12 protein-coding genes are annotated in these 12,169 nt (G+C 66.5%); 7 read left to right on the forward strand and 5 right to left on the reverse strand.

Annotation, left to right across the window (positions count from 1 at the left end):
• Nucleotides 1-1,761, forward strand: a 1,761-nt coding sequence (locus BME24068_RS20970; protein WP_174927231.1) for a family 2A encapsulin nanocompartment cargo protein cysteine desulfurase, incomplete at its 5' end; no start/stop codon positions are given.
• Between the two features lie 98 nt (nt 1,762-1,859).
• On the opposite strand, the gene BME24068_RS20975 is transcribed toward BME24068_RS20970, so the two are convergent.
• Nucleotides 1,860-2,345 carry a DinB family protein gene (locus tag BME24068_RS20975; protein ID WP_096500363.1) on the reverse strand — a complete coding sequence of 162 codons (486 nt, stop codon included), beginning with the start codon at nt 2,343-2,345 and terminating at the stop codon, nt 1,860-1,862.
• A 130-nt stretch (nt 2,346-2,475) separates the two neighbouring features.
• On the opposite strand from BME24068_RS20975, the gene BME24068_RS20980 reads away from it, so the two are divergent.
• Entirely contained in the window at nt 2,476-3,099 is a 624-nt protein-coding gene (locus BME24068_RS20980) for a TetR/AcrR family transcriptional regulator (protein WP_174927232.1), read from the forward strand.
• Between the two features lie 27 nt (nt 3,100-3,126).
• Here the strand turns inward: BME24068_RS20980 and BME24068_RS20985 are convergent, their stop codons facing one another.
• The 4 genes from BME24068_RS20985 to BME24068_RS21000 form a co-directional block, all read right to left on the reverse strand.
• On the reverse strand, nt 3,127-3,741 hold the full coding sequence (locus BME24068_RS20985) for a LysE family translocator (protein ID WP_174927233.1): 615 nt from the start codon (nt 3,739-3,741) through the stop codon (nt 3,127-3,129).
• A 170-nt stretch (nt 3,742-3,911) separates the two neighbouring features.
• Nucleotides 3,912-5,552: a chaperonin GroEL gene (gene groL, locus BME24068_RS20990; RefSeq protein ID WP_124830772.1), complete on the reverse strand. Its 1,641-nt coding sequence runs from the start codon at nt 5,550-5,552 to the stop codon at nt 3,912-3,914.
• A gap of 12 nt (nt 5,553-5,564) precedes the next feature.
• Entirely contained in the window at nt 5,565-5,855 is a 291-nt protein-coding gene (gene groES / locus BME24068_RS20995; protein WP_096500343.1) for a co-chaperone GroES, read from the reverse strand.
• 197 nt (nt 5,856-6,052) lie between these two features.
• Entirely contained in the window at nt 6,053-7,072 is a 1,020-nt protein-coding gene (locus tag BME24068_RS21000; protein WP_174927234.1) for a zinc-dependent alcohol dehydrogenase family protein, read from the reverse strand.
• Nucleotides 7,073-7,199: 127 nt separating this feature from the next.
• Here BME24068_RS21000 and BME24068_RS21005 point away from each other — a divergent pair, with 127 nt between their 5' ends.
• The 5 genes from BME24068_RS21005 (at nt 7,200) to BME24068_RS21025 (ending at nt 12,141) form a co-directional block, all read left to right on the forward strand.
• Nucleotides 7,200-8,153 (forward strand): LysR substrate-binding domain-containing protein, encoded by a 954-nt coding sequence (locus BME24068_RS21005; RefSeq protein WP_096500339.1) that lies wholly within the window; start codon nt 7,200-7,202, stop codon nt 8,151-8,153.
• Nucleotides 8,154-8,395: 242 nt separating this feature from the next.
• Nucleotides 8,396-9,268, forward strand: a complete 873-nt coding sequence (locus tag BME24068_RS21010) for a DMT family transporter (RefSeq protein WP_239007938.1) — start codon at nt 8,396-8,398, stop codon at nt 9,266-9,268.
• A gap of 262 nt (nt 9,269-9,530) precedes the next feature.
• Nucleotides 9,531-10,238: a hypothetical protein gene (locus BME24068_RS21015; RefSeq protein WP_174927236.1), complete on the forward strand. Its 708-nt coding sequence runs from the start codon at nt 9,531-9,533 to the stop codon at nt 10,236-10,238.
• A 1-nt stretch (nt 10,239) separates the two neighbouring features.
• On the forward strand, nt 10,240-10,551 hold the full coding sequence (locus BME24068_RS21020) for a hypothetical protein (protein ID WP_096500335.1): 312 nt from the start codon (nt 10,240-10,242) through the stop codon (nt 10,549-10,551).
• Between the two features lie 282 nt (nt 10,552-10,833).
• Nucleotides 10,834-12,141: an MFS transporter gene (locus BME24068_RS21025; protein ID WP_174927237.1), complete on the forward strand. Its 1,308-nt coding sequence runs from the start codon at nt 10,834-10,836 to the stop codon at nt 12,139-12,141.
• The last annotated feature ends 28 nt before the right edge of the window (nt 12,142-12,169 follow it).

Below are 12,169 nucleotides of genomic sequence, written 5' to 3' on the forward strand. Positions count from 1 at the left end.
GCCGGCTCGCGGCTCGCGGGGCCGGGCGGCACGGGCACCGGCGTGCCGGGGCTCGCGCTGCCGCAAGGCAAGGCGCCCGGCGCGAACCTCGCGCCGTCCGCGCCGACGCACGTGCTGTCGCTGGGAAACCGCGTGCCCGCGCTCGCGCCGCATGCGGCCGCGCAGAACGGGCTGCCCGACAACGCGGTGTCGATCGCGCCCGCATTCGAGCCGCGCGTCGGCGGCGCGGCGCTCGGCGTGCCGCAGGCGAGCGCGGCGGTATCGGACGGCGCGGTGAAGGCTGCGCCGGCTGCGTCGCCGTACTATTTCACCGACGGTTCGCTGCAAGGCTGGCAGGCGACGCCGCAGGACATCGTCGTGCCGTCGAACGGCCTCGCGTCGCCTGAAGCATTCGGGTTGCCGGGCGACGATGCGCTGCGCGACCTGCTCGCCGTGCATCGCGACGTGCCGGTCTCGCGCGCGTCGGGCGCCGAGGTGCCGCGTTACTTCATCGACGATGCCCAGGCGGTCGAGCCGCAGGGCAACCTGCATCGCGGTGCGCACCCGCCGTTCGACGTGAACGCCATTCGCCGCGATTTCCCGATCCTGCAGGAGCGCGTGAACGGCAAGCAGCTCGTCTGGTTCGACAACGCGGCGACGACGCACAAGCCGCAGGCCGTGATCGACCGTCTCGCGTATTTCTATGCGCACGAGAACTCGAACATCCACCGCGCTGCGCATGCACTGGCGGGCCGCGCGACGGATGCGTACGAGCATGCGCGCGACACCGTGCGACGCTTCATCGGCGCTTCGTCGCCGGACGAGATCGTGTTCGTGCGCGGCACCACCGAGGCGATCAACCTGATCGCGAAGACGTGGGGCGTGCAGAACGTCGGCGAAGGCGACGAGATCGTCGTGTCGCATCTCGAGCATCACGCGAACATCGTGCCGTGGCAGCAGCTCGCCGCGCAGAAGGGCGCGAAGCTGCGCGTGATTCCGGTCGACGATTCGGGGCAGGTGCTGCTCGACGAATACCGGAAGCTGCTCAACGATCGCACGAAGATCGTGTCCGTCACGCAGGTGTCGAATGCGCTCGGGACGGTCGTGCCGGTGAAGGAGATCGTCGAGCTCGCGCATCGCGCGGGCGCGAAGGCGCTCGTCGACGGCGCGCAGTCGATCTCGCACATGCGTGTCGACGTGCAGGCGCTCGACGCGGATTTCTTCGTGTTCTCGGGGCACAAGATCTACGGGCCGACCGGGATCGGCGTCGTGTACGGCAAGCGCGCGATTCTCGACGACATGCCGCCATGGCAGGGCGGCGGCAACATGATCGCGGACGTGACGTTCGAGCGCACGGTGTTCCAGCCGCCGCCGAACCGCTTCGAGGCCGGCACCGGCAACATCGCGGATGCGGTGGGGTTGGGGGCGGCGCTCGATTACGTGAGCCGCGTCGGCATCGAGAACATCGCGCGCTACGAACACGACCTGCTTGCGTATGCAACGAGCGTGCTCGCGCCGGTGCCGGGGGTGCGGCTCGTCGGCACCGCGCGCGACAAGGCGAGCGTGCTGTCGTTCGTGCTGAAGGGCTATGAGACCGAGGAGGTCGGGCAGGCGCTGAACGAAGAGGGCATCGCGGTGCGCTCCGGGCATCACTGCGCGCAACCGATCTTGCGGCGTTTCGGGCTCGAAGCGACGGTGCGGCCGTCGCTGGCGTTCTACAACACGTGCGATGAAGTCGATGCGCTCGTGCGTGTCGTGAAGAGGCTGGCGACGCGGCGCTGAGCTGCGCCGAGAGTGACAAGGCCGCTTGCGGACGTCGTCGATGACGCGCCGCAAGCGGCCTTCTTGCATGGCGGGCGCTCGATGCAATCCACGCGCCGTCACATCGACTCCTCCAGAAAATCCGCGACCGAGTCGCGGCCCGGCACGATGCCGCGCAGTTGCAGCAGCGCACCGGCATTGCCGCGATGATACGTGCCGTGCATGCACACATGAAGCAGCATGTCGCTGCGCCGCATGCGTGCCGGCTTGCCGCTCGTGAATGTGAAATCGATCGTCTCGTCGAGCTCGGCCGGCGTCAGCCTGTCGACATACGACACGTACCAGTCGTCGACCTCCCGTGCGCCGGGCGCGAGCGTGCCGAGCGCGGGCAGCACGTCGGAGCGCGCCGAGCGGAACGCATGCGGCACGCGTTGCAGGTGATGCTGAAAGATGCGGTCGACCACGTGAATGTGATCGAGGATACGCATCATCAGCGTTGCATCGTCGGCGCCGAGTCGATCGATGTTGTGCGTGACGGCGTCGTAGAGGCCGCGATCGGCCCATCGTTTGACAGCAAGCAGCTTCGCATAGGGTGCCAGGCTCATCGGCATTCTCCTTCCGGTATGGGGCAGGGCGGCATTCCGTCCGGATCGCGGCTGCCGTCGCAGGCGATCCGTCCGATGCATAATACGAGCGATCGCTCGCATTTCCCTACTCGCATTCGGAGCGCGACCCATGGCACGGCGGCCCGTCACGAAACCCCGTAAACACGCGTCACAGCAGCGCTCGCGCGCGACGGTGGACGCGCTGGTCGAAGCGACTGCTCGCATTCTGGTCAAGGAAGGCTTCGACAAGGCCAGCACGAACCGCATCGCCGACAAGGCCGGCGTGAGCATCGGTTCGCTCTATCAGTATTTCCCGGGCAAGGAGGCGCTGGTCGCGGCGGTGGGCGAGCGCCATCGTCGGGAACTGATGGACACGGTGCGGGCGGCACTGGCGGAAGTCGAGGCGCTACCGGTGGCAGCGGCGGTGCGCAAGATCGTCGGCGCGGCCATCGATGCGCATCGCATCGATCCGAGGCTGCATGCCGTGCTGTCGGAGCAGATTCCGCGCACGGGCGTGCTCGAACGGGTCGGCGGGTTCAATCACGATTTCTACGCGTTTTTTTCCGCGTATCTCGACGCGCATCGCAACGAGTGTCGCGCGGTCGACCTCGGCATGGCCGCGTTCGTGTGCGTGACGTCGATCGAAGCGCTCACGCACACGGCCGTGCTCCATCACGGAGGCGACTTCTCCGATGCGGCGTTCGATGCGCTGGCCGACGAGGTGACGCGGCTCGTGGTCCGCTATCTGCAGTAGGGTAGGCGCCCACGCGCCGAGCGTGCTTCAACGCCCCGCCAGCATCCTCCCGCCGAGCCCCATCAGCAGCAGCCCTGCCGTCGTATCGAGCACGGCCTTGCGCCGAATCAGCAGCCGGCGCACGGACGGGTGCGATGCGAGCAGCGCCATCGTGCAATACCACGCGCCCGAGATTCCGATCGACAGCGCGACGACCGCGAGATCGAGCCACGCCGATGCGTGCGCCGGCACCATCAACGCGAAGATACTGCCGTAGAACGCGACGGATTTCGGGTTCGTCATGCTGACCACATAGCCTCTTTTCGCGGCGTTCCAGTCGGAGGATACGGCCGGCGCGGACGCAGGCAACGGGCTGCGCGCGGTCAGCACCATTTTCAGGCCGAGCCAGATCAGGTACGCGGCGCCTGCCAGGCGCAGCGCGGTGTGCACCCACGCGACGTGGGTGACGAGCAGGCTCAGCCCGGCAATCGCGATCGCCGCCCAGGTGCCGGAGGCAGCGGCGAGGCCGAGGCCGGTCATCACGCCGGCCCGGCGCGACGCAACGGCGGTCGACGTGACGATCACGAAATTCGGGCCCGGGCTGGCGACGCTCAGCAGCAGGACGCCGGCGAGCGGCAGCAAGGTGGTGACGGCGGTCGACATGGCTTTGGGGAGGCGACGAGACGGAATGAGCGTTCATCTTACCGCGGCCGCCGCGCCGAACCGGTGTGCGGGTCGATCAATAAAAAACGCGTGACGACTTTCGTCGCCACGCGTTGCGGTGCTTCGGAATCGCCGGGCATGCCGGCGAACCGGCACGCCGCGACGTGTCGTCAGAAATCGAACCCCGGCCCGCCCGCGCCCGGGCCGCCCGGCGCGGCGGCCGGTGCCGCATCCTTCGGCGCTTCGAACACGGTCGCATCGGTCGTCAGCAGCAGCCCGGCCACCGACGCCGCGTTCTGCAGTGCCGTGCGCGTGACCTTGGTCGGATCGAGCACACCCGATTCGACGAGGTCGCCGTATTCGCCGGTCTGCGCGTTGTAGCCGAAGTTGCCCGTGCCTTCCGCGACCTTCGCGACGACCACGCTCGATTCCTCGCCCGCGTTCGCGACGATCTGGCGCAGCGGTTCCTCGAGCGCGCGCAGCACGATCTTGATGCCCGCGTCCTGATCGGCGTTCGCGCCCTTCAGCTCGCGGATCGCCTGCCGCACGCGGATCAGCGCGACGCCGCCGCCCGGCACGATGCCTTCCTCGACGGCCGCGCGCGTTGCATGCAGCGCGTCGTCGACGCGATCCTTCTTCTCCTTGACCTCGATCTCGGTCGCACCGCCAACCTTGATGACCGCGACGCCGCCCGCGAGTTTCGCGACGCGTTCCTGCAGCTTTTCACGGTCGTAGTCGGACGTCGCCTCTTCGATCTGCACGCGAATCTGCTTCACGCGCGCCTCGATGTTCTTCGCGTCGCCCGCGCCGTCGATCACCGTCGTGTTTTCCTTGCCCACTTCGATGCGCTTCGCCTGGCCGAGTTCGGCGAGCGTCGCCTTCTCGAGCGTGAGGCCCGTTTCCTCGGCGACGACTTGCCCGCCGGTCAGGATCGCGATGTCCTCGAGCAGCGCCTTGCGGCGATCGCCGAAGCCCGGCGCCTTGACCGCGACCGTCTTCAGGATGCCGCGAATGTTGTTCACGACCAGCGTCGCGAGCGCTTCGCCTTCGACGTCTTCCGCGATGATCAGCAGCGGACGGCCCGACTTCGCGACCTGTTCGAGCACCGGCAGCAGGTCGCGGATGTTCGAGACCTTCTTGTCGTGCAGCAGGATGTACGGGTTCTCGAGCTCGGCGATCTGCTTGTCGGGATTGTTGATGAAGTACGGCGACAGATAGCCGCGATCGAACTGCAATCCTTCGACGACGTCGAGTTCGTCGGCGAGCGATTTGCCGTCCTCGACGGTGATCACGCCTTCCTTGCCGACGCGGTCGATCGCTTCGGCGATGCGCTGGCCGATCGATTCCTCGCCGTTCGCGGAGATCGTCGCGACCTGCGCGATTTCCTTGCTGGTGGTGGTCGGCTTGCTGATCTTTTTCAGCGCGTCGACGGCCGCTGCAACCGCCTTGTCGATCCCGCGCTTCAGGTCGAGCGGATTGAGCCCGGCCGCGACGTATTTCTGGCCTTCGCGCACGATCGCCTGCGCAAGCACGGTGGCCGTCGTCGTGCCGTCGCCGGCGGCATCGCTGGTGCGCGACGCGACTTCCTTCACGAGTTGCGCGCCGATGTTCTGCAACTTGTCCGCGAGTTCGATTTCCTTCGCGACCGACACGCCGTCCTTCGTGACGACGGGGGCGCCGAAGCTGCGTTCGAGCACGACGTTGCGGCCCTTCGGCCCGAGCGTGACCTTCACCGCGTTCGCGAGAATGTTGACGCCTTCGGTCAGCTTCGCACGGGCGACGTCGCTGAAAATGATTTCCTTCGCTGCCATGATTGCACTCCGTTATTGATTGACGACCGCGACGATGTCTTCTTCGCGCAGCACCAGGAATTCGGTGCCGTCGACCTTGACGGCCTGACCCGCGTACTTGCCGAACAGCACGCGTTCGCCGACCTGCAGGTCGGGCACGATGCGCTGGCCGTCCGCGTCCTTGCGGCCGGGGCCGACGGCGATCACTTCGCCCTGGTCGGGTTTTTCAGCGGCGCTGTCGGGGATCACGATGCCCGAGGCGGTGGTGGTTTCCTGGTCGAGTCGTTTCACGATGACCCGGTCGTGCAAGGGGCGTAGGCTCATCTTTCCGTCCTGTTCTGTTGCGTCGAAATTGGTTGGCACTCTTCATCAGAGAGTGCTGACGAGTATAAAAACGCGCGGCGGCGCGATCCAATAACGGATTCGGAAAAGCATTTGCGCGAATGCGCTATGGACGGGGGAACGAGGCGGGGCGGTTGAACGGCGGAGGGGAAGAAGGCGGCCCGAGCCGCCTTCCTTCGTTACGAGGCGACGCGAATCACGACTTTCCCGAAATGCTGCCCCGACTGCAGGTACGCGTAGGCCTGCGGCGCTTCGTCGAAGCCGAACACGCGATCGACCACCGGCTTGATCCGCTGCGCGTCGACCAGCCGCACGACGTCGTCGAGCATCGCGCGGCTGCCGACCATGAAGCCGTGCAGTTGCCGGACGCCGCCGATCAGCGACAGCAGATCGAGCGCCGGGCCGCCGAAGCTGCTGAGGCCGCCGATGATCGACACGATGCCGCCGATCTTCGTCGCGGCAATCGAGCGCGGCAGCGTATCGCGTCCGCCGACTTCGACGACGAGATCCGCGCCCGCGCCGCCGGTGAGCCGCAGCACTTCATGTTGCCATTCGGGGGTCGCGCGATAGTTGATCGTTGCGTCCGCACCCAGTGCGCGGGCGCGTTCGAGCTTTGCATCGCTCGACGAGGTCACGATCGTGCGCAGTCCGGCCGCATGGGCGAGCTGCAGCGCAACGATCGATACGCCGCCCGTGCCGAGCAGCACGACGGTTGCGCCCGGTCCCAGGCCGCCGTCGACGAACAGCGCATTCCACGCGGTGATGCCCGCGCACGACAGCGTCGCGGCTTCTTCGTAGTCGAGATGCGCGGGAATCGCGACCAGCGCGGTTTCGTCGGAGACGAAGCGTTCGGCGAGCACGCCGTCGAAATGCGAGCCGGGCGACCCCGAGACTTTCTGCTGCGTGGGCGGCCCGTCGATCCAGTGCGGGAAATACGTGTTGATCACGCGATCGCCCGGTTTGAACCGCGTCACGTCGCGGCCGGTTTCGACGACTTCCCCGGCGCCGTCGGCGACCGGTATCAGCGCGTCGGTGCCGATGCCGAGATAGTCGCCGCGCGCGAACATCAGGTCGCGATAGTTCAGCGCGGCCGCGTGGATCTTCACGACGACGTCGGTCGGGCCGACCGGACGAAGCGTCGCGTCGATGCGCCGGAGCCCGGCAACGCCGTCGCCCGGTTTGACTTGCCATGCATGCATGTCGACTCCTTTTTCGAGATAGACCGGACTATCATAGTGTTGCGCGAGGGGACGCATTGGCGAGAATTCGGCCAACGATTGTCGCCAGTGTGGACACAAACCTGTCACCTCACCGGAGCGGAATTCCATGGACGAGCGGTTGAGAGGCGTCGCCGAATTTGTCGACGTCGTGGAGTCGGGCAGCTTCGCGGCGGCGGCGCTGCGCCTCGGCATGACGCGTTCGGCCGTCGCGAAGATCATCGCGCGACTCGAACAGCGTCTCGGCGCGCGGCTCCTGCAGCGCACGACGCGCCGGCTCGGCCTGACCGACGAAGGGCTCGTCTATTACGAGCAGTGCCGACGGCTGCTGGCCGAACTCGGCGAGACGGAGGCCGCGCTCGACGCGGGCCGGCGCGAGCCGACCGGGCGCGTGCGGATCAGCGTGCCCGTGCTGTTCGGCCGGCAATGCGTGGCGCCCGTCGTGCGGCGTCTCGTCGAGCGTTATCCGCGGCTTGAAGTCGACGTGTCGTTCAGCGATCGCGTCGCCGATCTCGTCAACGACGGCTTCGACGTCGCAGTGCGGATCGGCGCGCTGGCCGACACCAGCGCGCTGGTCGGCCGAAAGCTCGGCGTACAGCGCATGGGCATCTGCGCATCGCGCGCGTATCTCGATCGTCATGGCCGGCCGTCGGGGCTCGACGCACTTGCGTCGCATGTCGGCATCGCGTATTCGCGCGGCGGGCAGCCGACGCCGTGGCGGATCATCGGCGCGGACGGCGCGGTGCACGACCATCGTCCGGCCGGCCGCCTGCGGTTCGACGACTTGCAGGCGATCGCCGACGCGGCGGCAGCCGGCGCGGGCCTCGCGTGGCTGCCGTGCTGGTTGATGGCGCCGTATATGCGCGACGGCCGTCTCGCGCTCGTGATGGACAGCGACAGCACGTCCGGCGCGGAAGTGTTCGTCGTGCGGCCGGCGTCGCGTCATCTGCCGTCGAAGGTGCGCGTCGTCATCGATGCGTTCGTCGACGAGATTCCGCGCATGCTGGCATCGGACGACGCTGACGGCGAGCGCGTGCCGCGGCGCGTCGCGCGCGCGCCGTAGCGATGACGCAGGATCGGTCGACGCGGCGTATGATCACCGCACAATTCCTATTCGGGGGCATGCCGTGATGAGCAGGACACTGCGGATCGTGATCGTCGCCGGCATCGTGACGACCGCGACGCACGTCGTATCCCGCCCGATCCTTCGATGATGCGCCCGTGTGCACGCAGCCGCGCCGCGAGCGGCACGCACGATCATCCGGTCATGCAGGGCGAGCGCGCATGACGACGATCGATCCGCCGATGGCTACGCGACAACCCCGCTGGCTGCGCATCGCCCCCGCACTGTTCCTGCTGCTGTGGGCGAGCGGCTTCGTGTTCCTGAAGCTGGGATTGCGCGATGCCGATCCGCTCACCTTCCTCGCGCTGCGCTATGCGTGCGTCGTCGCGCTGCTCGTCGGGCCGTTCCTGTGGCTGCGTCCCGCATTGCCGCGCACGCGCGGCGAATGGCGCAATCTCGTCGTCGTCGGTTTGCTGCTGCAGGCCGGTTATTTTTCGTTCACGTATCTGAGCCTGAAGCTCGGCATGTCGGCCGGGGCCGTCGCGCTCGTCACGTCGCAGCAGCCGATTCTCGTCGGGCTGCTCGCGCCGATGATTGCCGGCGAGCGGGTCGGCGTGCTGCGCTGGGTCGGGCTCGCACTCGGCGCGGCGGGCGCCGTGATCGTCATCCTCGCGCGCTCGTCGGTCGCGGTGTCGTCGTCGTGGGCGCTGGTGTTCGCCTTGCTTGCGCTCGCATCGATCACCGGCGGCACGCTGTGGGAAAAACGCTTCGGCACCGATGTTCATCCCGTCACCGCGAACCTCGTGCAGTACACCGTCGGCCTCGCCGTGACCGCGCCGCTCGCGTTCGCACTCGAACCGATGCACGTGCACTGGACCGCGGGCCTCGCCGGGTCGCTCGCGTATCTCGTGATCTGCAACTCGCTGATCGCGATTTCGCTGCTGCTCGCGATGGTGCGATACGGCGAGGCGTCGCGCGTGTCGGCGTTGTTTTTCCTGATTCCGCCGGCTACCGCGTTGATCGCGCTCGTCGTGCTCGGCGAGACGATCGGTGCGCTCGCGTGGCCGGGGATGGCGCTTGCGGCTGCGGGGTTGTATCTCGTGATGCGGTATTGAGCGAGCGGCACAGGCCACGTCGGGCAGGTAACACAATTTAAAGGTTCCGACGCGCGGGTGTGCTTTTGTACATTCGCGCGGAATGCGTCCGCCCGTTCGTGCACACACGCGGCCTGTAGCGCTTCTCCGGCCTGTTCCAGGGAAACCCTGCGTGCTTTCAGTCCCGCCGGGTGCCGGTTTTGTTCTGCTTCATGAAAACCGGGCGCTTGTTGCATCGCGCTTCGAAAAGTAGATTCGCCCGACGGTAACGCCGGGGAGTCGAATGAGTTCAATTGCAATCGAGTTGGGTTCAGGAAAGCGCGCGACGCTGACACGCGCGGGAAGTGCGACGTTGTCGGCCAATCAGCGCGCCGCGGTCTCCGAGTTGATGCTGCACTGGCCGGTGTATGCGGGTCTGACAACGAACGCGATGACGTACTTACGGCAGTTGGGCCTTGACGCGTTCCGTGGTGCGCCGCTCGATGTGCTCAGATCCGCCATCGAGGACGGACTGGTCGTCGTTGCGATCGAGCGTCAAGCGACAGGGCGTGGCACTGCTGGTGGTCGGCCATCGACGCCACCTTTCCCTCGGGCACATCGGCTCCCCAGTGTCGCGCCGGTGGCATCGCTTCCGGTAGACAAGCCGCTCCCGGATTGGGCGCGGCCAAGTGATGTATCCGCCGAGGAGTTGATAAGCTATCTGGAACACATCGTAGGGGGCGCAGGCGGTGATGTCGCTGACATCGCACCCGGATTCGTTGACGTCAGGCCGCTCGGTGACGCTGCCCCGTTTTTTCTCGATGATTCGGCATTGAACGATGCTTTGAGCATGGCGGCTGTCGGCCCGTTTCAAGAGGAACAGTGTTTCGAACGTTACGAAATCGACATGGAAATGTGTGCAGCTATTGGTTCGATGTATCGAGACCCTCGGACCTACGCACTGTGCAAGCAACGGGCATTCGAGAAATTCCAGACTTGTAGAGGAATGTGACATGAGCAAACCGAGACGTGCAACCATCGTGTTTTACGATGAAGAAACCGAACAGGTTACGTTGTGCACTGTGTTTCGCAAGGACGTTCAGGCCGTCCTGGATCGCGAATTGAATGCAGGTGTCGGCATCACGATTCCGCCGCACGCAGAACCGAACGACGGTTGCTCGATTACCGATGAGGACGCGCGGCGTTTAGGCGGCATTGCACTGCTGATGCAGGCGGGCGTGCATCCGGAATTGCGCGAACGGCTCAAATTCGCGGAGGCAGATTCCGTCGACTGGTCCCCGGTTCGGCGCCCGGACACGGACTGAAAAATGGCCACGTATTCGCCTTATGCCGTCGTGGTGATCCGCGGGGCTCGCCGGTTCGCTCGCATGGCTGGGGATGGCGCTTGCGGCTGCCGGGCAGCATCTCGTGATGGGGTACTCACTCGCCGGCATTTCTCACATATCGAGACTGCATCCCGATAATTGACGCACATTTCACGCGACTTCTAGACTGCTTCGCATGACGCCGCGCTTCACGCGGCGCGACGATGCCGCGATCGTGCGCGGCATCCGCCCGTCCCGCGAGACGATCCAGGAGACAAGCCGATGCATGCTGCCGCTTCGCAGTTGCACGCCGCGACGATGCGGCGCCTGAACCTGCGCCTCATTCCGTTCCTGATGCTGCTGTACCTCGTCGCGTACATCGACCGCTCGAACATCTCGGTCGCGGCGCTGCAGATGAACGCGGATCTCGGCCTCAGCGCACAGATGTATGGCCTCGGCGCGGGGCTGTTCTACGTCACGTACATCATCTTCGAAGTACCGAGCAATCTGTTCCTCGCGCGTGTCGGCGCACGCCGCTGGATCGCACGCATCATGGTCACGTGGGGTATCGTCGCGGCCGGGATGAGCGCGGTGCATACGCCGGGCCAGCTCTATGCGATGCGCCTGCTGCTGGGCGCGGCCGAAGCGGGGTTCACGCCGGGCATCATCTATTACCTGTCCGCGTGGTATCCGCAAAGCGATCGCGCACGGGCGATGTCGTTCTTCTACATCGGCGCGACGCTCGCGTCGGTGATCGGGTTGCCGCTGTCCGGCGCGTTGCTGAACCTGAACGGCGTGCTCGGCGTCGAAGGCTGGCGCTGGCTGTTCCTGCTCGAAGGCGTGCCGGCGTTGCTGCTCGGGATCGTCGTATGGCGGAAGCTGCCCGATACGCCCACGCATGCCCGCTGGCTGCCGGCCGACGAGCGCGCATGGCTCGAAGCCACGCTGCGCGCCGGTGCGCCGCACGAGCATCTGTCGCACGGCGCTGCATTGCGGCGGGCGTTCGGCGACGGCAAGGTATGGGCGCTGGCGGCGTTCTGGCTGTTGCAGGCCTTCGGCACAATAGGCCTCACGCTGTTCCTGCCGCTGCTCGTGAAGAGCCTGTCGGCGCAATCGAGCTTCGCGGTCGGCAGCCTGTCCGCACTGCCGTTCCTGTTCGCGTGCATCGCGATGTATCTGAACGGCCGGCATTCGGATCTCGGCGGCGAGCGTGCGCTGCATCTCGGCGTGCCGATGCTGCTGGCCGGTGCGCTGCTCATCGGTGCGATCTATACGCCCGCGCTGCCCGTTGCGTATGCATTGCTCGTGTTCGCGGTCGGGTTCAACTGGGCCACGACGCCGGTGTTCTGGGCGGTGACGACCGAATACGTGTCGGGCCTCACGGCCGCCGCGTCGATCGCGCTGATCAACGCGGTCGCGAACATCGCGGGGCTTGCGCTGCCGCCGGTGATGGGACACATCAAGGACGTCACGCATTCGTACGATCTCGCGCTGCTGCTGGTCGCCGTGGCGCTGCTCGCCGGCGGCGTGCTCGGGTTGCGGATCGCGTCACGGCGCGCGATGCCGATGGCCGCGCGGCGTGCGGGATGAACGTACGGGATTCGCGGGTGAGCACGGT

The organism is Burkholderia anthina (assembly GCF_902498995.1).
GTDB lineage: Bacteria > Pseudomonadota > Gammaproteobacteria > Burkholderiales > Burkholderiaceae > Burkholderia > Burkholderia anthina.